22 protein-coding genes are annotated in these 22582 nt (G+C 60.3%); 11 read left to right on the top strand and 11 right to left on the bottom strand.

Annotated features, from left to right (window positions below; all coding sequences use genetic code 11):
* Positions 1–6: 6 nt before the first annotated feature.
* The 3 genes from maiA to hmgA are packed head-to-tail and all read right to left on the bottom strand — an operon-like array spanning position 7 to position 3267.
* Positions 7–642: a maleylacetoacetate isomerase gene (gene maiA, locus F8N66_RS06775; RefSeq protein ID WP_150769454.1), complete on the bottom strand. Its 636-nt coding sequence runs from the start codon at positions 640–642 to the stop codon at positions 7–9.
* Positions 643–654: 12 nt separating this feature from the next.
* Positions 655–1959: a fumarylacetoacetase gene (gene fahA, locus F8N66_RS06770; RefSeq protein WP_150769453.1), complete on the bottom strand. Its 1305-nt coding sequence runs from the start codon at positions 1957–1959 to the stop codon at positions 655–657.
* 3 nt (positions 1960–1962) lie between these two features.
* Positions 1963–3267: a homogentisate 1,2-dioxygenase gene (gene hmgA / locus F8N66_RS06765; protein ID WP_150769452.1), complete on the bottom strand. Its 1305-nt coding sequence runs from the start codon at positions 3265–3267 to the stop codon at positions 1963–1965.
* A 179-nt stretch (positions 3268–3446) separates the two neighbouring features.
* On the opposite strand from hmgA, the gene F8N66_RS06760 reads away from it, so the two are divergent.
* Positions 3447–4268 carry an IclR family transcriptional regulator gene (locus F8N66_RS06760; RefSeq protein ID WP_150769451.1) on the top strand — a complete coding sequence of 274 codons (822 nt, stop codon included), beginning with the start codon at positions 3447–3449 and terminating at the stop codon, positions 4266–4268.
* 84 nt (positions 4269–4352) lie between these two features.
* On the opposite strand, the gene F8N66_RS06750 is transcribed toward F8N66_RS06760, so the two are convergent.
* The 3 genes from F8N66_RS06750 to F8N66_RS06740 form a co-directional block, all read right to left on the bottom strand.
* Positions 4353–6908, bottom strand: coding sequence for a LuxR C-terminal-related transcriptional regulator (locus tag F8N66_RS06750; protein ID WP_150769449.1), 2556 nt, complete (start codon positions 6906–6908; stop codon positions 4353–4355).
* Positions 6909–7048: 140 nt separating this feature from the next.
* On the bottom strand, positions 7049–8416 hold the full coding sequence (locus tag F8N66_RS06745) for a DUF1329 domain-containing protein (RefSeq protein ID WP_150769448.1): 1368 nt from the start codon (positions 8414–8416) through the stop codon (positions 7049–7051).
* Between the two features lie 23 nt (positions 8417–8439).
* Positions 8440–10233: a DUF1302 domain-containing protein gene (locus F8N66_RS06740; protein WP_150769447.1), complete on the bottom strand. Its 1794-nt coding sequence runs from the start codon at positions 10231–10233 to the stop codon at positions 8440–8442.
* A 743-nt stretch (positions 10234–10976) separates the two neighbouring features.
* Between F8N66_RS06740 and F8N66_RS31655 the strand changes: the two genes are divergently transcribed.
* Both F8N66_RS31655 and F8N66_RS06725 read left to right on the top strand, forming a co-directional pair.
* Complete coding sequence (locus F8N66_RS31655; RefSeq protein ID WP_224790449.1) at positions 10977–13085, top strand: S-type pyocin domain-containing protein; 2109 nt, start codon at positions 10977–10979, stop codon at positions 13083–13085.
* Positions 13082–13339, top strand: coding sequence for a hypothetical protein (locus F8N66_RS06725; protein WP_150769445.1), 258 nt, complete (start codon positions 13082–13084; stop codon positions 13337–13339). The genes F8N66_RS31655 and F8N66_RS06725 overlap by 4 nt, the downstream gene beginning before the upstream one ends.
* Positions 13340–13388: 49 nt before the next feature.
* Here the strand turns inward: F8N66_RS06725 and F8N66_RS06720 are convergent, their stop codons facing one another.
* The 4 genes from F8N66_RS06720 to F8N66_RS06705 form a co-directional block, all read right to left on the bottom strand.
* Positions 13389–14300 carry an SDR family oxidoreductase gene (locus F8N66_RS06720; RefSeq protein WP_150769444.1) on the bottom strand — a complete coding sequence of 304 codons (912 nt, stop codon included), beginning with the start codon at positions 14298–14300 and terminating at the stop codon, positions 13389–13391.
* A gap of 176 nt (positions 14301–14476) precedes the next feature.
* A complete protein-coding gene (locus F8N66_RS06715; RefSeq protein WP_150769443.1) occupies positions 14477–15379 on the bottom strand; it encodes an alpha/beta fold hydrolase in 903 nt (300 codons plus the stop codon).
* Complete coding sequence (locus tag F8N66_RS06710) at positions 15379–16161, bottom strand: class II aldolase/adducin family protein (protein ID WP_150769442.1); 783 nt, start codon at positions 16159–16161, stop codon at positions 15379–15381. Before F8N66_RS06710 ends, F8N66_RS06715 begins: the two co-directional genes overlap by 1 nt.
* Before the next feature lie 233 nt (positions 16162–16394).
* Positions 16395–16850 (bottom strand): flavodoxin, encoded by a 456-nt coding sequence (locus tag F8N66_RS06705; RefSeq protein ID WP_150769441.1) that lies wholly within the window; start codon positions 16848–16850, stop codon positions 16395–16397.
* 104 nt (positions 16851–16954) lie between these two features.
* Here F8N66_RS06705 and F8N66_RS06700 point away from each other — a divergent pair, with 104 nt between their 5' ends.
* Positions 16955–17431, top strand: coding sequence for a PAS domain-containing protein (locus tag F8N66_RS06700; RefSeq protein WP_150769440.1), 477 nt, complete (start codon positions 16955–16957; stop codon positions 17429–17431).
* A 54-nt stretch (positions 17432–17485) separates the two neighbouring features.
* A complete protein-coding gene (locus tag F8N66_RS06695; RefSeq protein WP_150769439.1) occupies positions 17486–18091 on the top strand; it encodes a hypothetical protein in 606 nt (201 codons plus the stop codon).
* Positions 18092–18093: 2 nt separating this feature from the next.
* Here the strand turns inward: F8N66_RS06695 and F8N66_RS06690 are convergent, their stop codons facing one another.
* Positions 18094–19053, bottom strand: a complete 960-nt coding sequence (locus F8N66_RS06690) for a MerR family transcriptional regulator (protein WP_150769438.1) — start codon at positions 19051–19053, stop codon at positions 18094–18096.
* A 207-nt stretch (positions 19054–19260) separates the two neighbouring features.
* On the opposite strand from F8N66_RS06690, the gene F8N66_RS06685 reads away from it, so the two are divergent.
* The 6 genes from F8N66_RS06685 (at position 19261) to F8N66_RS06660 (ending at position 22410) form a co-directional block, all read left to right on the top strand.
* Positions 19261–19830: an antibiotic biosynthesis monooxygenase gene (locus F8N66_RS06685; RefSeq protein ID WP_150769437.1), complete on the top strand. Its 570-nt coding sequence runs from the start codon at positions 19261–19263 to the stop codon at positions 19828–19830.
* A 174-nt stretch (positions 19831–20004) separates the two neighbouring features.
* Positions 20005–20715 carry a dihydromonapterin reductase gene (gene folM, locus F8N66_RS06680; RefSeq protein ID WP_150769436.1) on the top strand — a complete coding sequence of 237 codons (711 nt, stop codon included), beginning with the start codon at positions 20005–20007 and terminating at the stop codon, positions 20713–20715.
* Positions 20716–20735: 20 nt separating this feature from the next.
* On the top strand, positions 20736–21314 hold the full coding sequence (gene folE / locus F8N66_RS06675) for a GTP cyclohydrolase I FolE (RefSeq protein WP_150769435.1): 579 nt from the start codon (positions 20736–20738) through the stop codon (positions 21312–21314).
* Positions 21314–21685, top strand: coding sequence for a dihydroneopterin triphosphate 2'-epimerase (gene folX / locus F8N66_RS06670; RefSeq protein WP_150769434.1), 372 nt, complete (start codon positions 21314–21316; stop codon positions 21683–21685). The genes folE and folX overlap by 1 nt, the downstream gene beginning before the upstream one ends.
* Before the next feature lie 97 nt (positions 21686–21782).
* Positions 21783–22079 (top strand): DUF1244 domain-containing protein, encoded by a 297-nt coding sequence (locus tag F8N66_RS06665; protein WP_008026968.1) that lies wholly within the window; start codon positions 21783–21785, stop codon positions 22077–22079.
* Positions 22072–22410 carry a HopJ type III effector protein gene (locus tag F8N66_RS06660; protein WP_150769433.1) on the top strand — a complete coding sequence of 113 codons (339 nt, stop codon included), beginning with the start codon at positions 22072–22074 and terminating at the stop codon, positions 22408–22410. The genes F8N66_RS06665 and F8N66_RS06660 overlap by 8 nt, the downstream gene beginning before the upstream one ends.
* Positions 22411–22582 lie beyond the last annotated feature (172 nt).

Here is a 22582-nt window from a genome sequence, read left to right as displayed (position 1 = left end):
TCTTGTTTATGGAGTGTCTGGCTGATTCGCCGGGTGCGCCTTGATAAACGCCGGATGCACGGCCGCCAACGCCGCCACTCGACGAATCCGCGGCCAGGCTTCAAGCGAGACGTTGAAGCGCTCGGCCGCGTATAACTGTGGAATCAGGTAGGTATCGGCCAGGCCGGGCTGCGCACCGAAGCAGTAACCCTCCTCCCCGATCATCTGCTCCACCGTCGCCAGCCCTTGGCTGATCCAGTGACCGATCCACTCCACCACCTGCGTTTCGTCGTGGCCCGACTGCCGTAGCCGATTGAGCACGCTGACGTTGTGCAGCGGGTGCACATCGCAGCCGATCACCGCCGCTACGCCACGTTCACGGGCACGGGCAGCGAGGTCTTTGGACAGCAGTGGCACCTGTGGATAACGTTCCTCCAGGTATTCGATGATCGCCGGGGACTGGATCAGCAACGCGCCTTCATCAGTGCGCAAGGCCGGCACGCGGCCTTGCGGGTTAATGGCCAGATACGCTGGCTGGCGATGCTCGCCACCGGGTGGCGCGATCAGGTTGATCGGCAGCGCCTGGTAGTCCAGCCCTTTCAACGCCAGCGCGATGCGCACCCGATAGGACGACGTCGAACGGTAGTACGTATAGAGCTCCATGACCCGTTCCCCTTAGCGCGCCGGCAGTACTTTGCCGCGGCATTCGCCAAAACCGATCGAGGCAAACCCTTCGCGGCTGCAACGGCCACGCAGGATGATTTCGTCGCCGTCCTCAAGGAACTTGCGCACTTCGCCCGAGGCCAGTTCGATCGGCCTTTTACCGCCCTCGGTGATTTCCAGCAGGCTGCCGAACTGACCGCTTTGCGGCCCCGACAACGTGCCCGAACCGAACAGGTCGCCGGCCTGCAACTGGCAGCCGTTGACACTGTGGTGCGCGACCATTTGCGCCACGGTCCAGTACATGTGTTTCGAGTTGCTCAAGGTCAGGCGATGGGCCGGCAGGTTTTGTTCGCGCATGGCTTCGGTCAGCAGCAGCACTTCCAGTTCGATGTCGAAACCGCCCGCCTCCTGGTCGCGCTGGTCGAACAGATACGGCAGCGGCTGCGGATCGCCTTCCGGGCGCGCAGGCTGGGCCCGACGGAACGGCTCCAGCGCTTCGGCGGTCACGACCCAGGGGGAAATGCTGGTGATGAAGCTCTTCGACAGGAATGGTCCCAGCGGCTGGTACTCCCAGGCCTGGATGTCCCGCGCCGACCAATCGTTGAGCAGGCAGAAACCGGCGATGTGATCGGCGGCGTCACCAATGGCAATGGCGTCGCCCATGTCGTTGCCCTGGCCAATCCAGATGCCCAGTTCCAGTTCGTAATCCAGGCGCGCGCACGGACCGAAAGTCGGCTCGGCCTGGCCGGCCGGCAAGGTCTGGCCTTTCGGGCGACGCACGTCGGTGCCGGACGGGCGGATGGTCGAGGCACGGCCGTGGTAGCCGATCGGCACGTACTTGTAGTTCGGCAGCAGCGGGTTGTCCGGGCGGAACAGTTTGCCGACGTTCTGCGCGTGCTCGATGCCGACATAGAAGTCGGTGTAGTCATTGATTTTCGCCGGCAGGTGCATCTCGCAGTCCGCCGCCAGCGGCAACAGTTTTGCGCCTTGGGCTTCAATCTTGCCATGCAGGGTGCTGCCTTCGCCGAGCAGTTCCAGCAAGCGTTCACGCAGGGCCACACGTGCCTCGCGGCCCAGCTCGAAGAACGCATTCAACTGACCGCCACGGGTGGCTTCGGCGGCGGCTTTCGCTGCACCGTCGAACAGGCCGGCATCCAGCGCAGCCTGCAAATCGAAAATATGCTCACCGATGGCCACGCCGCTGCGTGGCGCCGAACCCTTCACGCTGAACACGCCCAACGGCAGGTTTTGCAGTGGGAAATCAGCATGGCCGTTGGCCGAAGCAACCCAGCTGCGAGGGATGGAAGTCTGCGTCATGGGTTATCTCCGGGTCGGGTCGAAAGTGGCGGGCAGCGTGGCCCAGCAAGCGTCGTAGTTGGTTTGCAGTTGTGGGCAATCGAGGGCGAAACGGCTCGGACGCAGCACTTGGCTGGTCTCGAACATGAAGGCCATGGTGTTGTCGATTTTCGTCGGTTTGAGATCGGCATTGATCGCCTTGGTGCAGGTCTCGCCGTCCGGGCCGTGGGCACTCATGCAGCTATGCAGCGACGCGCCGCCTGGGACGAAACCTTCGGCCTTGGCGTCGTACTCGCCCTGGATCAGGCCCATGAACTCGTTCATCAGGTTGCGGTGGAACCACGGTGGACGGAAGGTGTTCTCGGCGACCATCCAGCGTGGCGGGAAGATCACGAAATCAAGGTTGGCCAGGCCGTGGACGCTGGTCGGCGATGTCAGCACCGTGAAGATCGACGGGTCCGGGTGATCGAAGCTGACGGTGCCAATCGTGTTGAACCGGCGCAGGTCATATTTGTACGGGACGTTGTTGCCGTGCCAGGCGACCACGTTCAGCGGCGAGTGATTGAGCTCGGTGCCCCACAGCTGCCCCAGGAATTTCTGCACCAGGGTGGTCGGTTGCCCGAGGTGTTCGTAATGGGCAACCGGCGTCAGGAAGTCCCGTGGATTGGCCAGGCCATTGCTGCCGATGGGGCCCAGGTCCGGCAGGCGCAGCGGCGCGCCATGGTTCTCGGCAATGTAGCCGCGAGCTTGCGGGTCGAGCAGTTCGACGCGGAATTTCAGGCCCCGTGGCAGCACGGCGATTTCCAGCGGCTCCAGTTCCAGCACACCCAGTTCAGTGGCGATCCGCAACCGCCCTTGCTGCGGCACCAGCAGAATTTCGCCGTCGGCATTGAAGAACACCCGCTCCATGGAACGGTTGGCACGGTACTGGAGGATGCTGATCCCGGCCGGTTTATCCGCGCCGGCGTTGGCCGCCATGCTCACCAGGCCATCAATGAAATCGGTCGGCTCGGCCGGGATGTCCAGGGCATTCCAGCGCAGGCGATTGGGGGTGACTTCACCCAATGGGCCGCCGGCCAGTTGCCGATCGAGTTTGACGAACGCCGGATGATTGGCCGAGGGCTGGATGCGGTACATCCAGGTCCGCCGCGCTTCGCTGCGGGGCATGGTGAAGGCGGTGCCGGAAAACAGCTCGGTGTACAGGCCATAGGGGGCTTTTTGCGGGGCGTTCTGGCCGACCGGCAGTGCCCCGGGCAACGCTTCGCTGCTGAATTCGTTGCCGAAGCCTGACTGATATGCCAGCGCTGGCGTCGTTGAATCGAGGTTCATGGTGCCTCCTGAACAGGGAGTAGGCCGTGGCCTTTCACTCTGCGGAAGAGGTCCTGGCACGCCGGAGTTGTTTTTATCGTAATTCAATTACGAATAACGTAATTTGATTGGTAATGACCGTCAAGCTATAAAGACGCCCATTCATCCCCGGAACTCATCCCTTGAAAGACGGCGCCACCATGCAAAAGCCCGCGAGCGACAGTAACGGTAAACAGAAAGTCCGCTCCGCCGAGGTGGGTACCGACATCCTCAAGGCCCTGGCGCAATTGTCGCCATCGACTTCGCTTTCGCGCTTGGCCGAACACGTGCAGATGCCGGCCAGCAAGGTTCACCGCTATTTGCAGGCTTTGATTGCCAGCGGCTTTGCCGAGCAGAATCCGGCGACCAACCACTACGGGCTGGGCCGCGAAGCCTTGCGCGTCGGGCTGGCGGCACTCAACAGTATGGACGTGCTGAAAGTCGCCGCCCTGCCCTTGGCCGAGTTGCGCGACGAGTTGAACGAAACCTGCTTCCTGGCGGTGTGGGGCAACCAGGGCGCGACCGTGGTCCACATCGAGCCGGCGGTGCGCGCAGTCACGGTTGTCACCCAGTTAGGTTCGGTGTTGCCACTGCTCAGTTCTTCGACAGGACTGGTGTTCGGCGCTTACCTGCCCAAGCGCGAAACGGTTGAACTGCGTGAAATGGAATTGCAGGCCCAAGCCGCCCACGCGCTGGCGGACGATCAGGCCTACGCCACCCTCTGCGAGCAGATCCGCGCGCGCAGCCTGCACCATGTGCACGGGTTGCTGATGCCAGGCGTGGATGCCTTGTCGGCTCCGGTCTTCAATGCCGTGGGGAATGTCGTGGCGGTGCTGACGGTGGTGGGTCCGGCCTCGCTGTTCCAGGCCGATGAAGACGGCCCGGCGGCCCGTCGCCTACTGGCCGCCTCCCGTGCAGTGAGCTGGCGCATGGGTCATGAACCCGACACCGGCGACTCTCAGGTTCCACGCACTCCCTTGTAGGAGCTGCCGCAGGCTGCGATCTCTTGATCTTGCCTTTGAAAATCAAAAGATCGCAGCCTGCGGCAGCTCCTACGGGGGAACGCGTCAACCTTGCGCAATCAAGCCCAGCTTCTTCGCCGTGGCCACGGCTTGCGTGCGACGTTCAACGCCCAGCTTGCTGTGAATTCGCCGTGCGTGGGTTTTCACGGTGTGCAACGAGATAAACAGCTGCTCGGCGATCTGTTGATTGGAGTTGCCTTGGGCGATCAGGCCGAGCACTTCCAGTTCTCGCCCGCTCAACGGATTGGCGTCCAGGGTGGCCGCGGGCCCATCGCCCTCCTCGCCGCCCAGGCGACTGAGCAAGGTCGGCTGACGCAACCGCAGTTCGCCCAAGGCCTGTTGCAAATGGCAACGCCTCACCAAATCCAGCCCCGCTTGCAACGCCGATTGTGCCAGATCAGGTTCGCCGATCAGGTCCGCCACTTCACAGATCGCAAACTGCAACTCCGTCTCCAGCGCCAGCATCCCGTGCCGTTGCGCATGATCGAGCAAGGTCTTGAGCCGTTCCAACGGTTGCACGGCCTGGTGCAGATGGCTTTCGGCGAGCACCAGCAAATACTCGACCCGCGCAATCAGCTGCACCGTGGCCGGAGGCGCCTGCCGCGCGTTGGGCCCACGGTAGTGACGCACGACGCGGGTTAACGCTTCACAGGCCAATTGCGGCCGACCTTGTTGCAGCCAGAAGTGACTGCTGATTTGCAACAGCACACCGCGATACACCGTGTCGGGAATCTGCCGCTGCTGCATCAACCGCTCGGCTTCACGCAAGCGGTCAAAGGCCTGGGCGTAATCGCGCTGGTTAGCCGCGACCTGGGCCTGCCCGAGGAAACCATATAACGCCCGTTTGTCCTGACTGTGCAGGCAGTCCTGGAGTCCGCTGTGGAAAAACTCGGCGGCCAATTCGTCCTGCCCCTGGCAAAGCGCCAGACGCCCACGCCGCAAGGCAATGCGACCCAGCAGTGGTGTCGGACGATCGGCCTGTGTGCTCAACAATTCATGCACATCGGCCAGCAGGCTCTCGGCACGCCGGGGAGCGCCGCGCTGTTCCAGCAATTGCGCGTGGTCAAGCTCCAGCAGGCCCTCGAACAGCAACGAACCTTGCGCGCGGGCCAGGCACAGCGCCTCACGGTTGAACGCCTGCGCGGCATCGAGCTCGGCGTTGAGCAGCGCCTGCTGGGTCAGCCCGGACAGGCACAGCAACCGTGCCGACCAGGCCTGCGTTGCCAGCTCCGCCAGCGCGTCGACAAAGTGCCCGCGCGCCGCTTCCCTGCGCCCCTGCAAATGCAGCAGCCAGCCTTGTTGCGCCTGCCAGCGTGCCAGCAGTTGCCGCTGCAAAGCTGCCGTCGGTTGCGGTGCGAAGCGCGCCAGTTGCTCGATGCACACGGCCGCCTGGTCGAAGCGTCCGGCAAACAGCAGCGCTGCCGTGATAAGACCGACCAGGTGCGGCGAGCCGAGGGTCAGTTCCTGATCCTGGCGCTCATGCACATTCAGGAGCAGGCGCACATTTTCGCGGCGGAACAAGTGCTCAAAATTGAAGTGCTGCAACAGGCTGACCGCCACCTCGAACTCTTCGGCCAGCAGTGCCTGCTCGAACGCGCCCTGCCAGTCCTCCTCGGCGCAGAACCATTGGCACGCGCGCCGATGCCAGGCGCGACCGGCCGACCCTTGTTCGTCGCGCATGGCCCGGGCCAGTGGCACGAACACACGCAACCAGTCGGCGGAGTCCTCCCAGGGCTCGATGAAACACCCCATGTCCTGCAAGGCCTGCAACCCTTTCGCGCCTTCACCTGCGCCGAACAGATGCTCGCACAGGCCGGCATTGAAGCGTGGCAGATGCGCCAGCACCTGCCAGGTCTCTACCAGCTCCGGCGACAATGAGTTGAACAGTTCATGGCGCAAATAATCCAGCAAGGTTGCCGAACGCCCCTGTTTGTCCTGCTCGGCGGCCCATTGACAGCCGTCAAGCAAGGCAATGCGCGCGCCGGCGCACCAACCGCCACTGCGCTGCACGATTCGCCTGGCCACGCCGGTCGCCCGCGACGGCTCGACGTGGACCAGCAATTGCTCGACTTCCAGCTCGGTCAGCGCCAGCGCACGTCCGTCGCATTCGTACAACTCGTCATCCAGCAACAAGCGCGGCCAGTTGCAGGACGGACGTCGACGCGAACCCAGCCACCAACTCAACACCGGGCTTCTGATGGCCAGTAAACGGTCGAGCAGATGGTCGAGTTCAGGGTGCGGGACGCGACAGTAATCATCGATGAACAGCCAGGTTGGCGTTTCCAGCCGCGCCAGGGATTCGAGCAACTCAGGTTCATCCCTTGAAGGTAGCCCCAGCGCTTGCGCCAGCCGTTGCCGCAAGTCGGCAGCACTCAAGGGCTCACCCGCCAACGGCAGCCAATACACCCGACACTGCGCCGGCGCGCGCAGCAGGCATTCGGTCAGCAGCGCACTCTTGCCACTGCCCGCCGGCGCACAAAGCAATTTCACCCGCGCCGTAGAGGCCAGCAACGGATCGGCCAGTCGCTCCCGGGACAGGTGATGAGAAGACAAGCGAGGCAGAAGCCCAGGACGGTCCAGACACGTCGTCATGGCAGTCATAGTGGTGCGCCTTTTTATTGTTGTGGCGCCACCCTAGCCCCCTCCGGAGCGCTTGTTGAAGAAGTATTCAGCAGGCTTATCTGCAGCCATAAAAAAGGTGACCGCGAGGTCACCTTTTTGTGTAGATGCCTGTAGGACGATTACCTCACACCCGTACTCCGCAGGGCGGCAGGCGTGTAGTCCCCGGCTTTTGCCGCGATGTTGAATTCGAAGCTGCGTTTCTCTTCGTTCTTCATGCCCAGTGCGATGTAGCGACCGGCAATCAGGTCGTACAGCGCTTCAACCGTATAGGCCGGCACCTGATGATCGTAGTAGAACTGCGCATGCCCTTCGGCCACACGCCAGAGCGCGCCGCGACCGTCATAGTGATCGGCCAGCGCCACCTGCCAGGTGTCTTCGTCGATGTACATATGACGCTTGGCATACACGTGTCGCTCGTTGGGCTTGACCGTGGCGACGACCTCCCAGACCCGGTGCAACTCGTAGCGGGTCAGGTCCTGGTTGATGTGGCCGGCCTTGATCACATCGGTGTATTTGAGGTCAGGCGAGTCAAGCTTGTAGCTGTTGTACGGGATGTACATTTCTTTCTTGCCGATCAGCTTCCAGTCATAGCGGTCCGGCGCACCGGAAAACATGTCGAAGTTATCGGTGGTGCGCAGGCCGTCGGACGAGGTGCCCACGCCGTCATAGGCCACTTGCGGCGCACGTCGCACGCGGCGCTGGCCGGCGTTGTAGATCCAGGCCTTGCGCGGCTCCGTGACCTGGTCGAGTGTCTCGTGAACCAGCAGCACGTTGCCCGCCAGCCGCGCCGGCGCCGTCACTTCCTGCTTGAAATAGTTGAGTACGTTGTCGTCGCTGCCCGGTTTCAAATCCCCCAGCAATGAGGGAACAGCCACCTCGTCCTTGAAGCGGATCACGGTGAAGTCGCCATTGGACTGCGGGGTTGCCTGGGTGATGGTGCGACGCAGATTGCCACCGTGATAACGGGTGATGTGGTTCCAGATCACCTCGACCCCGTTCTTCGGAATCGGAAAGGCGTAGTAGCGATTGCCGGTGAAATTGGCCAGGCCGTTACCGTCGTTCGTCGGAATGACATTCAACGCGCTGCGCTTGGCCGATTCATAGATTTCCGTGGGCAGTGCCGCGGTGCGATGGGTCGGATAAACCGGGATTTTGTAGGTTTCGGGGTAGCGCTTGAACATCGCGACTTGCCCGTCGGACAGCTTGTCCTTGTACTTGTCGACCGTCGCCGCCGTGATGACGAACAGCGGTTTTTCATTGGCGAACGGATCCGCCAGGAAACCCTTGCTGTCCACCGCACCGGCGTTTTTCGGGATGCCACCGGTCCACGGCGGAATCGAGCCGTCGGCGTTGCCGGCCTTCTCGGCGCCCAGCGGGGTTAGGCTGGTGCCGAGCTTGTTCGCTTCTTCCGGAGACACCGCCGCCATCACATTGACGGCCAGCAGGCCAAGGGCCAGGGCACCGCATTGCAGAATCATCTTGCGCATGGAAATTATCCTTCTTTGCCAGATCAGAAGTTCACGCCAAAGCTCAACGCCACAAAGTCGCGGTCTTCGAGCACGTTGTAGTCACCCCCGAAGAAATCGGTGTAACTGAGGCTTGCGGTGTAGGTGTTGCGGTAGTCCGCATCGACGCCGAGGCTGACGGCCTTGGCGCCCTCGTTGAACAGGCCGTTGGGGCCGTAGCCGGCGACGTCATGGGACCACGAGAGGTTGGGACGGAAGTTGATCCCGGCGATCACGTTGTTGTAATCGAGGATCGCCCGGGCGCGATAACCCCATGAGGTTGAAGTCACGAAGCCGTCGGTATCACCGCCAAAACCGTATTGGCCGTAGACCGAATCACGGCCGTAGCGCAGCTTGCTGCGGGCCTCAAGGCCACCCACATGCACCACCGCCGCTTCGCCCACCAGCGTCAGGCGATCCGCGCCCATCACCTGGTCGACGAAGTGCGTCAGGGTGCTCTGGACCTGGGTCACTTCCTTGCGCCGGTAACCTTTGTTGTCGGCGCCGGGCGAAGTGGCAATCGGTGACGCCGCGCCGCCGGCGATCGGGTTGAGCATGGCCAGGGTCAAGTCGTTGGTGTTGACCTGCACGGGCAGGTTGGGGCGATAGCTGATCTCACCGGTCCACGCCGTGCCGGTAGGCAACGTGGTGGAGAAACTGGCGCCGTAGAGGCGAATGTCTTCCGGGTACTCAAGGTAGTACTGGCCGCGTCCGAGCATCACGCTCTGCGCCAGGCCCGAACCGCTGCCGGGTGCGATTCGGTTGGCCGTGGCAACGATTCCCGGAATGCTCGCCAGCGTGGAAAGGCCGGCCGTCGTGGTGCCGACGTTGGGTGTGCGGCTGTGATAGTTCATGAAATACAGACCGTACTCGGTATCGTCCCCCAACCAGCGCAGCGCCGTACCCCACTGCCCCGAATCCCGGGCATCGCGGTCCTGGCCGCGAGGAACGACCACGCCCTCCCGGGTGACCTCGAAGCCCTGGCCAAAGGCCGCGGCAATCGGCTGCAACGGCGCAATGGCCGGGCTGGCGACGGTGTAGTTCTGGTTGCAACCGTCGGCCACCACATCATTACCGAAAAAAGTGCCGCAGTTGTCGACGACGGTCTGGTCCCACTCCAGTTGATAGAAGCCTTCGACCGTCAACTTGTCCGTCAGGCCCTGGGAGGCGAACAGCATATTGACCGGAATCAGGCCTTCCTTGATCTCGGCACCAGGACGACGGAACGCGGAGACGTCGACCGGGTTGATGCTGTTGATCGAGTTGCCGATGAAGGTACTTTCACCCCAGCTGACCACCTGTTTACCGGCGCGCACAGTGCCCGGCAGGTCGGCGATGGAGTAGTTGTGATAGACGAAGGCATCGAGGATTTGCCCGCCAGAGGACTTCGCGCCTTCCTTGCGATTGTGATCGCTGATCGGCTTGAACGGCCGGTCTTCGTCCTTGAGCTCGAAGTCGTACCAGTACTTACCCCGGACAAACACACCGGTGTCGCCGTACTTCAATTCGAGATCGTGAATGCCCTTGAAGATCTTCGAAAAGGTTTCGCCCTTTCCAAAGTTCTGACGCCCGTCGTCACCGGTCGAAGCCTGCCCGCTGCCGCCATTAGGGATCCCCACCAGCGACTTGTCGGCATCGCGCATGCCCCAGCTCGCGCCCACCGACAGCGAAGAGTCGAACGTGCCCTCGATCTCGCCGATGTTGAATGAAACGGCCTGTGCCTGGGCACAGCAACCCAAGGCAACCGCAGCAGCCAGCGCTTGCGGTGTGAAGATGGCGCGCATTGTTGTTTTTGTCATGCGTCTTCCCCGGTGAGTGACAGAAGGCCTCACCCTACTGCCGCCCGCCGGGGGCGATAAGCGCACCAAGGAGGTATTCGTGATGTACCTCCAAAGGATGACTGGCCGCGTGGCACGGGGGATTGCGCGAGGTATGGATTGGCTGGATGGGGACTTATCAGCCGCACGCATGGGCGATGGCCGGGAACGCGGACACTGTTACTCATGCTGCAACAGTTCATGTCATGAACCGCTATTTTTCCTACGGGCTCAAGCCGTTATTCTTGCCGGGCTTTCAAGGCAAATGGCCGGAAAGCGGATAGCGACGGGATGTGCAGAGGCTATTCCATCCGCGACAGATTCAGATGATGTGGAGTTTTTCGACTCATCGCCCCGTGTACACCGACGTTGATTTGTAGCTCCTGGATCCAACGTCTTGCTTTGGCCGCTGCGTTTGCAGCGGCCTTTTTTATGGGCGAAGGGTTTGTGGTGGCAGTCAGTTTCAACCTAATGTTTAACATGGGTCCTACAAGACACTTCCTGCCATCACATAAGAAATATCTTTTTACGCAGAAGATTATCTCACCTTTATTTCAGCGCCTTCGAAATACCTTTCAAAATCCTATGTAAATTCCCGCGCCTTTCTCAGACTCGTTATTTTTCATATTGCTGTAACTTCAATTGGCGCGACAGACCAACATGCAGTTAACGCTCACCAACAAAAACTTGCCTCCAACGACGTGCCAATTCAAAAGGATATGAAAATGCAAGAACCGCCAACAGACATTAAGATAAAAGAGTCGAGACCTGGCTTTATTGAGTTCGAAACAGGTGTCGACATAAGGGGGGAAGCGCCCGACCATCTTATCCCACCCCACCGAAGATCAAATGGTGTCAATGGAGGCCCCTCTAGATGGCAAGGAGGGACCTACAATGAAAATAGAACATTTATCCAGCGCACAAGCAGGGAGCTTGAGCAGGAATACCAGATAAGGCTCGGCCAACTATCTCAAACTATCGAGGCAGACTTGGCTGCTGTCAGGTCAGAGGGACCTAACTACGCAGTAACACCACTACAGTCAACGATCCGCGAACTGGGGGTATTGAATACACTTTACCAACGAAAAACCGCCGACTTTAATAACAAAACGGCAATTGCCAATGCATTTTATGGAGGAGACCCTTTTAACCGGCATGTTAACGAATTCATGTTAACCGCCACGAAGATAGAAAAATGGCCAGGACCGAACGGCGTAGCCATGCAGGCACTGGTTCACTCCCTCAGAGCTGCAAATGATGCAAAAGTACTATCGCAAACTATTTATTGGCTGGGCCAACGTAACCTGCATCTGAATCAAACCCTTAGTACCTTGCAAGCGGCTGAAGAGGCACGATTGGCAGCAGAGCAGCAAGCACTGCACGTCGCTGCCGAACAGGCGCGCATCAGGGCAGAAGCTGAAGCACTTGCCCATACTCAAGAGACGGCCCGATTAGCGGAATTGGCAGAAGCCGAACGAGCGGCTGGCGAACAGGCGCGGCTTGCCGCTGAAGCAGCGGCACAATACATCGCGGCTGAACGGGCTCGTCTAGAAGCCGAGGCCGAGGTTCAACGGCAAGCAGAGCAGTTGCGCCTTGAGATGCAACGACAAGCGGAGGAGCGAGCACTCCGTGAGGCGATGGAAACGCTGAACGCCAGCAAAGGCACTCGCCCGTTTCCCGTCTCGGGCGCGGCGGCTGCAAATGGCCCGGTGTTCGCTGTTGGTGCTGGCACACTGGCCATTGAAACAGCAACCTCGCTTGCAATCAGGACCGCCCTGCGTTCGGCCGCAGCCACTGCTATCACGGCATTGGCAGCCGCTGTCGGAGCAGCATCAGGCGTGGTCATCGTTGTTAGCGTTGCGGCGCTGGTTTACTACGCCCTACGGGACACCAAAGAACCCTATGCCTTGAGCGTCCCGCTTTCGGACCTCACAACCTACGACGCCGAACAACTGCACGATATCGCCCAGGCCAATGGGGACATCGCACTGCCGGTCGCGATCGGATCGCGAACGGTGGATAACGCCATCGAGTTTTCCGTCGCTGCCACCAACGGCAGCACGGTGCCTCGCAAAGTGCCGGTGCGCCTGGCCACCTATGATCCGGCCCTTAACGTCTACAGGACCGAGAGCCCGAACGCTCAAGCCCCTGGCATGACATGGACACCAATTGTCAGTCCAGGCAATGCGTCAACGGCTCTTCCCGTAACACAACCGGACGTGGCCCCCTACACCGGCGCTACCGCAACCGCGCTCGAAGGAAGGATCGACCAAAACCCGGAGCTGGATCTCTACAGTTTTGGAGGCTTTATCTACGTATTCCCAGTCGAATCGGGGATTCCGCCTCAGTATGTGGTTTTCCACAGCCCTTATGAGGGTGCTATAGCCGAGGGTGAGCACAGTGGCCGCGATTTCAACCCTGAGCAATCGGGTGGGCCAATCTTGGATATGAAATGGGACGATGCAATCGTTTCACAAGAAGGATCAAATATCGTGAAACTGCATACGTCAAAATTCAGTCAATCCGATGCCAATAAAGTGATGATTGACCGGCTGGATCGAATCCTCCGTGGGGAGCTAGAGATGACCGATACCGATAAACGCTTCTACACTCACGAGATCAGAGAATTTGAAAGATTTAAGGCTTTGGGATATGGAGACACCGAAATGCCGGATCCCGACTCCCCGGCATGGAACAATGTTCATACTGCAACCTTGGAAGACTTCAAGCTGAAAGATGATCCTTCTCTACTCTATACGCCGGAAGCATTAGCAGCTGCTGCGGAACAGGATGAGCGCGACTATCAACGCTTTTTGAAGGAGATGCTGAAATGAGCAATATTGAGCAGCTAGTTAAAGGTGAGTCTCTGGACGACATCGTTACCGTTTTCGCCTTGATCAAGGCTCCACCTTACCTAGACATGATGATCAATCGATACAAGCCCGGAACAATCAGACACGGGGAACTTCAGCTCACCTATACGCGACTGTTCGAAAAGGGCGTGTTAGAAAAAGGGGAAATGGGGTTAGCGAAAAAAGGCCCTAACTGGAAGGCGCCTAAATTCGTGACAGAAAACAGATACGGCTGATAGCAAAAATGCCCCAAGCCTCACACTGAGGTTTGGGGTTTCCCGGCCCTTACAACGAATACTTCTGCAAATTCCCCATCATTTCCTTCAGCGCTTCAATATTGTCCTTCGGATGCGCCGCCCCCTCGAAATCACAGATCTGTTGCCAGTGCGCCGCCACATCTTCCGGGGAGAAACCCACCCGTGGATCAAACCCGGCACCCAGGCTGCGCTCCCAGCGCACTTTGCCCATCCAGCCGCCACCCACTTCAAACAGTCCCGATGTTTCCTGGCAGGTTTCGCTGCCCAGGTACACCACCAGCGGGCTGACCAGTTCCGGCTTGAGTTGCTCGAACACTTGCGGCGGGATCAGGCCCTCGGTCATGCGGGTGCCGCCGGTGGGGGCGATGGCGTTGACCAGGATGTTGTTCTTGCGGCCTTCGATGGCCAGGGTGCGGGTCAGGCCGTAGAGGCCGAGCTTGGCCATGCCGTAGTTGGACTGGCCGAAATTGCCGTAGATGCCCGAGGTGGACGCGGTGAAGATCACCCGGCCGTAGTTTTGCCCGCGCATGTGCGGCCAGGCGGCGCGGGTGACTTTGTAGGCGCCTTCGACATGGACGCGGTAAACCAGGTCCCAGTCCGCGTCTTCCATTTTGTGAAAGGTCTTGTCGCGCAGGATCCCGGCGTTGTTGACCACCACATCGACGCGACCGAAGGCGTCGAGCGCATGCTGAACCAGCTTGTCGCCGTCGGTGACCGAGTCGTGGTTGGCCACGGCGGTGCCGCCGGCTTCGCGAATCTCCGCGACCACGCGATCCGCCGCTGAAGCATTTGCGCCTTCACCCTGGGCCGAGCCGCCAAGGTCGTTGACCAGCACGTTGGCGCCCTGTTTGGCGAACAACAGTGCATGCGCCCGTCCCAGGCCGCCCCCCGCACCGGTGATGATCACGACTTTATCTTCGAAGCGCACAGACTCATTCATGGGGAACTCCAGCAGGCCAGGGACATTGCCTTGGAGTTTCAGGCACGCCGCTGTGGGTCACAATGAACACGGGGGAGGCTGAATGGTGCGCGATAAGGCTGGGGGATGATGGCGTGGGCGATTCGATGAGTGTCAAAGGATCGTCCGAAGGCCCGGGCTGCATTCGGACAATCTTTTCAGGAGCAAGCCACCTTGAGCGGTGGCGATTCCAGTTGGTCACGAAACGCCAGGTAATGCTTGAGCACCTGGCACGGCGCCTCGATTTGCGGGTAATGGCCGATGTCGCTCAACAACACCACGTCCGGATCGGCAATCAACTCCCGATAACGCGCGACCATGTGTGCGCCGGAGATCGGATCGACCTCGCCATCGATCACCCGCAGCGGGATTTCGCCACGCTGCATCGCACCGACCCAGCGCTCGCGCTGCACGCGCCGCTCGGGAATGTAGGTGATCAGTTTGTGCAGGATCCGTGGGCCATGGTTGCTTTCGATCAGGCTCCAGAAATCATCCATCTCGCTTTCGCTGGGACGGGTGTGGGGACCGAAGATCTGGCGGAAGCTTTTCACCAGTCCATCACGACTGAATGCGCGGCCGATCATCCAGCCCAAGGGACTGAGCAGCAGTTTTTGCATCAGGACCGGCCGATGGGTTTCCGGAAACAGCCCGCCATTGAGGAACACACAGCTCGCGATGTTGATACGCGACTCGTAATGCCGGGCCAACAGCTCCTGGGCCACGCTGTCACCGTAGTCGTGAGCCAGCAGGTGCGTCGGTTCCCCGATATCCAGGTGAGCCAGCAGCGCCTGTTGCAGATCGGCCTGCTCCAGCAGGCTGTATTGATGGTTCACGGGTTTCGCCGAGTCGCCAAAACCGAGCATGTCGCAAGCGATCACCCGATAGCGCTGAGCCAGTGGCTGCCACAGGTAGTGCCAGTCCCAACTGGCGCTCGGGAAGCCATGGATGAGCAGCAGGGGTTCGCCCTGCCCCGCCGTCCAGAATCGGATGGCCTGGCCACGGAACACGAAGGTCTGGCTGCGTTTGCGCCAGACAGACAGGGGAATCTCGGCGAGTGCCATTAGAGTTTATATCCCGGGTCTTGTTTATCGAGTGTGCGCAGCAACGCTGGCCAGGCCAACGCGCCGCCCATGCCTTGGGTACTTTTGGTGACGCCGGCGATCATGGCCTTGGCTCCCGCCAGAATCGGCGGTTCGATGGCGATCAGTTGCGCGCCACCGGTCTGCGCCATGACCTGGATATCGCAGGTGCGCTGGAAAATGAACATCATCAGGAACGTGTCGGCAATGCTGCTGCCGCAGGTCAACAGCCCGTGGTTGTGCAGCATCAGGAAATTGTTTTCCCCGAGGTCGGCTTGCAGCCGGGCCTTTTCTTCGTGATTGAGCGCCACCCCTTCATAGGCGTGATACGCCAGGCTGGACAGGACGAACAGCGACTGCTGGCTGATTGGCAATATGCCCTGTTTCTGCGCCGACACCGCAACGCCGGATGCCGTGTGGGTGTGCAGCACGCACACCACATCGTGACGGACTTCATGCACCGCGCTGTGGATGGTGTACCCGGCCGGGTTGATCTCGTAGGGGCTGTCCATCAGCTTGTTGCCGGCCTGATCGACCTTGACCAGGCTCGACGCGGTGATTTCGTGGAACATCAGCCCGAACGGGTTGATCAGGAAGTCTTCGGTGCCCGGCACTTTGGCGGAGATGTGGGTGAAAATCAGATCATCCCAGCCATGCTGGGCCACCAGGCGGTAACAGGCGGCGAGGTCGATGCGCGTCTGCCATTCGGCGGCGCTGACCAGGTCTTTGACACTCTGTGGCGATGGAACGGGGGCTACGCTCACGGCTCGGAACCTCTGGTTTTTATTATGGAGTGTTTCCAATGACTACCGAGTCTAGTCAGCCCTGCGGGTTCGCGTAGTTGCATTGGCAGCCAGCTTGATGGCCCAACGGGTCAGCGGGCGGGGAAGTCCGGATCCACGACAAATGGCTGCCGCATCAGACGGTGCGGGGCCTGCCGTGAGCGGGCCCGCAGGAATGCCGCAGCGCCCGTTGCGGACGCTGGACGTAAGGCCAATCAGGCCCGAAGCGCGTCAACCAGTTGCGCCAGCCAGGGCTCGGCGTCCGCTTCCGGATTGACGCTTTCACTGGCATCCAGGCGCAACATCGGCAGGACTTCGCGGATGCCCAGTTCACCGAACAACTCACGCATCAGTTCGCCGCCGCCGCAAAACGTATCGCCATAGCTCGCATCGCCCAAGCCGATCACCGCCCCCGGCAAGCCACGCCAGGCCGCGGGCAACTGGTCGCGAATGGCGAAATACAGCGGTTGCAGGTTATCCGGCAACTCGCCCATGCCCGTGGTCGAGGTCACGGCCAGAAAGGCGTCGGGACCGAAGGCCTGAACATCGGCCAGGCTTGCACGCGGGTTGTACCAGGTTTCGTAACCGGCGGTTTTCAAAATGCTCGCGGCATGCCGGGCGACTTCCTCAGCCGTGCCGTACACCGAGCCGGAAATGATGGCGACTTTCATCAATCTGATCCTGAAGCTGAATGAAAAGACCGGGATAGTAACAGCACGCTTTGGATTGTTCTTTTAGAATGCCCCCAGTCAACCAACATGGAAGGGTTTTACCGATGATCAACGCAAAACTGCTGCAACTGGCGATTAACGCCTCCAATGACGGTATCGTGATTGCCGAAAAGGAAGGCGACCAGGACAAGATTCTGATTTACGTCAACCCGGCATTCGAACGCCTGACCGGTTACAACAGCGAAGAAATCCTCTATCAGGATTGCCGCTTCCTGCAGTCCGGCGACCGCGATCAGGAAGCGTTATCGAAGATTCGTGACGCCTTGAACAGTGAAGGCTCGTGCCGGGAAATCCTGCGAAATTACCGCAAGGACGGCACGCCATTCTGGAATGAACTGTCCCTTTCGACAGTCAAGAATCCGAATGACGGGCAGGTTTATTTTATCGGTGTACAGAAAGACGTCACCGTGCAGGTCAAGGCGCAGCAGCGGGTTGTGCAGCTCGAAGCGCAATTGGCTGAAGTCCAGGCCGAACTGGCTGCACTCAAGGCGACGAACGGTTCAAACAAAACCGCGAATTAATTGTCATTAACTACAATCACCAATGACTTTGTAACTATTCCTTTCGAGCTAGCCATGCATCGCGACGCGCTCCTGACCCAGGATGAGCTGGATTTCATCCAGACCATGCAACACAACCCGCAACTCAATGTGCGGGACGCGACGTCGAGCCTGCTCGTCAACGGTGGTTCGCAAATCCGTGACTTGCTCACGCGCCTTGCCGCCCATGAGCAAGTCACTATTCAAGCCAATTTCGAAAATCAGCAAATGACCTTCCCCCTGCACCTGGTGGAGGACGAGTTTCATGCGCTGCATCTGCGCCTGGGTGTTCCCAGCATCTACGAAGACGGGCCATTGGTCCGGCCATGGCGATTGGTGCTCGACGAACCGGTAGCACTGGAAAATGCCAAGGGCCAGCCCGGCACGATGTTCGTCCACGAAGTGTCGTTCAAGGGCGTCCTGCTGGAAGTCCGCAACAAGACCAAGGCACCGAAGCATTTCGCGTTGTGGTTCAGCCCCTCAGGCTACGAGCGGATCGCATTGCGTGGCACGCTCGAGAAAGAAACCGAGCAAGGCTACTTTGCCTACCAGTTGAGCCAGAGCGACAAGGACGAAACCGAACGCCTGCGCCAGTACATCCTGCAGCAGCACCGGTTGACCCATCCTGCCCTGCATTTCTGAATTCAAGTATCCAGGTTGCCCGCCAGAAACTGTTTGAGTCGCTGGCGCATCTGCGTACCTTCGTTCCCCAGGCATCCGATCGACGAGCCGGCCAGGCTTTGCTCGGCCAGATCGGACGCATCGCCCGCCAGCAACACCGGACAATCCAGGCTCATCGCCAGGCGATTCAAGCGTCGCGGCAGTTCGGGGGCCGGTACGTGATTGGAAAACAGCACCAGCGCCTGGGGCTTGATCCTTTCGCACACCAGCGTCAACTCGTCGAAGGGCTGGCCGATGGTCAATACGCGCACACCGGTATGTCCGCTGCTCAGGAACAGCGCGGCAATCAGCAACTCAAGCTCCCGGCACTGGCCTGCCAGGGCGCTGACGATGACTCGACGGGGTTGCTTGTCACGAATCAACAGCAAGCGCTGCAAGACCCGTGACCGCAGGAAACTGTCAAGGAACAGCCATTCGCTGGTCCGGCCGAACGAATCCTGGCGTTGCAGCAATTGCTTCCAGAGCGGGATCAGGATGTCCTGGAATACGACAGGCTGGGCGTACGTGGAAAAGATCTGTCCGTAGATCTGCTCCAGCTGGATATCGTCGAAGGCACTCACCGCCGCCTGGATTTGCGACTGCCATTGCGCGTAGTCAGCCTGGACAAGATCGTTGGGAATAATGTGCGACAGCGCCTGGAGCGGCGCCGTCCTGGCCAGGATCTTGCCGATCTTGCTGACCGCCACGCCGCGCTCGATCCAGTCGAGGATGCTGCGCACGCGTTCAATATCGGTCATGGAGTACAGGCGATGCCCGCTGTCGGTGCGTGTGGGCACGATCAGGCCATAGCGCCGCTCCCAGGCGCGAAGCGTGACCGGATTGACACCTGTCAGCCGCGCCACCTCGCGAATCGGAAAGAGTTCTTCCCGTTCAAGAGTGCGCGCAGGCGAGTCACCAGGAGCAATGTCAGTCTGAACAGGCATCTGGGGGTTACGTCCATGTGTTGGTTGGATCCTATTCTACCTCTCCTGCCCCATCTTCATTCAAGGCATAGATTGTTACGACAGCCACTGACGTCGCACCTGGAATCAGGAATAATCCTTGCTTGTCCCAAGCCGCAGCCCACCACCCCGGCGCTGCGCCTGGCGAGACTCCTACCCGGAGCGACGCATTGTTTATGGAGATACATGATGTCTACCTCCCCCGTCACCCTGATGGTTGCGCGCCGTGTCGCCGACGGGCGTTATCAGGACCTGATCGCCTGGTTGCGCGAAGGCGAACAATTGGCCACCGATTTCCGTGGTTATCTCGGCTCTGGCGTGCTGGCCCCGCCGCCCGACGATGACGAGTTCCAGATCATCTTCCGCTTCGCCGACGAACAGACCCTGCACGCCTGGGAGCACTCCGCGTCGCGGACCGCATGGCTGGCACGCGGCAGTGACTTGTTCGCCCATCCGACGGAACATCGGGTCAGTGGCATCGAAGGCTGGTTCGGCGCTGCCGGTCAACGCCCGCCACGGTGGAAGCAGGCGGTGGCGATCTGGCTGGCGTTTTTTCCGGTGTCGCTGCTGTTCAACTTCCTCTTGGGGCCGCTGCTGGGCGAGATGACCCTGCTCCTTCGCGTCTTCATCAGTACCCTGTGCCTGACGCCATTGATGGTCTACTTCTTCATTCCGTTGTCGACCCGTCTGTTGGCCAATTGGCTGAACAGCACCCCGGCAAGACCATTGCCCACCGAGCCCTCCCCCCAAAACCAATGATTCCCCCACTGTAGGAGCGAGCCTGCTCGCGATGGACGCAAGACCGCCACGGGGTATCAGACGCCCAGCGCTATCGTTCACGACCATCGCGAGCAGGCTCGCTCCTACAGTGGGCATAGGTGAACGCCGCAATGCGCTGGTATAGTTTTGCTCTCACCGCGACGCGAGCCGTTCATGACTTCCTCCGCAGCCCCCATCCTCATCACCGGAGCCGGCCAGCGTGTCGGCCTGCACTGCGCGCAGCGCTTGCTCGAAGACGGCCATCACGTGATCTTCAGCTACCGCAGCGAACGCCCCGGCGTGCAAATCCTGCGCGATCTGGGGGCGACAGCGCTGTTCGCGGACTTCTCCAGCGAAGCCGGCATCCTGGCCTTCATCAGCGAACTGAAAACCCATACCGACCGCCTGCGGGCCATCGTCCATAACGCCTCCGAATGGCTGGCCGAAACCCCGGACAGCGACGCGGCGGCGTTCACCCGCATGTTCAGCGTGCACATGCTGGCGCCCTACCTGATCAACCTGCATTGTGCCGACCTGCTCGAACGCTCCAGCCCGGCCGACATCGTGCACATCAGCGATGACGTCACGCGCAAAGGCAGCAGCAAGCACATTGGCTACTGCGCCAGCAAAGCCGGGCTCGACAGCCTGACCCTGTCCTTCGCCGCGAAGTACGCGCCAGGCATCAAGGTCAACGCGATTGCGCCGGCCCTGCTACTGTTCAATCCTGATGACGACGCGGCCTACCGCGCCAAGGCGCTGGCCAAATCCGCGCTGGGCATCGAGCCCGGCAGCGAAGTGATCTACCACAGCCTGCGCTATTTGCTCGATAACCCTTATGTCACCGGCACGACCCTGACCGTCAATGGCGGAAGGCACATCAAATAAGTGTCCCGCGAGGATTTTCCATGACGTTATCCCGGCCCCAGAACGGCTTGTCCCAGAACTATCGCGAGATCCTCATCGGTCTCGGCGAAGACCCCGACCGCGAAGGCCTGCGCGACACCCCGCTGCGCGCGGCCAAGGCGATGCAGTACCTGTGTCACGGCTACGAGCAAAGTGTCGAGGAGATCGTCAACGGTGCGCTGTTCGCCTCCGACAACGATGAAATGGTGATCGTCGACAATATCGAGCTGTACTCGCTCTGCGAACATCACATGCTGCCCTTCATCGGCAAGGCACACGTGGCTTATATTCCAACGGGCAAGGTGTTGGGCCTGTCGAAGATTGCGCGGCTGGTGGACATGTTCGCCCGCCGCCTGCAAATCCAGGAAAACCTCACCCGGCAAATCGCCGACGCCGTGCAACAGGTGACCGGTGCCGCTGGAGTCGCGGTCGTGATCGAGGCCCGGCACATGTGCATGATGATGCGCGGCGTCGAGAAACAGAATTCGACCATGAACACCTCGGTGATGCTCGGCGCCTTCCGCGAGTCGAGCAATACCCGCCAGGAGTTCCTGCAATTGATTGGACGGAGCAAGTCGTAATGCCACAACTTCAACCAGGCATGGCACGCATCCGGGTCAAGGACCTGTGCCTGCGCACCTACATCGGCATCAATGAGGATGAAATCCGCAACAAGCAGGATGTCTTGATCAACCTGACGATCCTGTACGCGGCCCAGGAGGCGGTGCGTGACAACGATATCGACCACGCGCTGAACTACCGGACCATCACCAAGGCGATCATCGCCCACGTCGAGGGCAATCGCTTCGCCCTGCTTGAACGCCTGACCCAGGAAATTCTCGATCTGGTCATGGCCAACCCATCGGTGCTGTACGCTGAAGTCGAAGTCGACAAGCCCCATGCCCTGCGCTTTGCCGAGTCGGTGTCGATTACGCTCGCGGCCAGTCGCTAGGCTTCAAGCCGCAACCTTCAAGCGGTAAGCTAGAGGCCACCGCCATCCATCTTGCAGCTTGAAGCTTGCCGCTTGCAGCTGTCTCGAAGAGACTCCCATGACCGATCAACAACGCCTCGAACTCGAAGCCGCCGCCTTTCGCCGGCTGGTGGCCCATCTGGACAGCCGCAAGGATGTGCAGAACATCGACCTGATGAACCTCTCCGGTTTCTGCCGCAACTGCCTGTCCAAGTGGTACAAGGCCGCCGCCGATGAACGCCAGATCGAGGTCAGCCTCGATGACGCCCGTGAAGTGGTTTACGGCATGCCGTACGCCGAGTGGAAAGCCCAATATCAGCAAGAAGCCAGCGCCGAACAACAAGCGGCGTTCGCCAAAGGAAAACCCAATGAGTGATTTGAACACCCTGCGCGCCAGCCTCAAGAGCGGCGAACACGCCTTCGCCGATACCCTGGCGTTCATTGCCGCCGGTTACGCTTACCAGCCCCAGGCCTTCAACAACGGCGGCGTGGAAAACGCGGCCGGGCAGAACGAAGGTTCGTGCAAGACGCTGGGCCTGGCGTTGCTGGAAGGCCTGAGCGATGAAGAGGCCTTGCTGGCGTTTGGTGAGCATTACCGTTCGGTGCTGGCGACGCCTGAGGGCAGCGATCACGGCAACATCCGTGCGTTGATCGCTCATGGCCTGGCCGGAGTGAAATTCGCCCAACAGCCCCTGACCCGCCGCTGATTTCGACGCAAAAGATCGCAGCCTGAGGCAGCTCCTACCGGGGCATGTGTAGGAGCTGCCGCAGGCTGCGATCTTTTGATTTTTTGCATATCCCGACTTTAACGATTGACCCGGCGACTTTATTTCGTTTGCCGGCCAGCACTGCTCGCGGCTTAGATAAAAAGAAGTCCTC

Source organism: Pseudomonas fluorescens (assembly GCF_902498195.1).
Taxonomy (GTDB): Bacteria; Pseudomonadota; Gammaproteobacteria; order Pseudomonadales; family Pseudomonadaceae; genus Aquipseudomonas; species Aquipseudomonas fluorescens_BU.
Note: the sequence above shows the minus strand (reverse complement) of the source record. Positions and strands in the feature narration are given on the sequence as shown.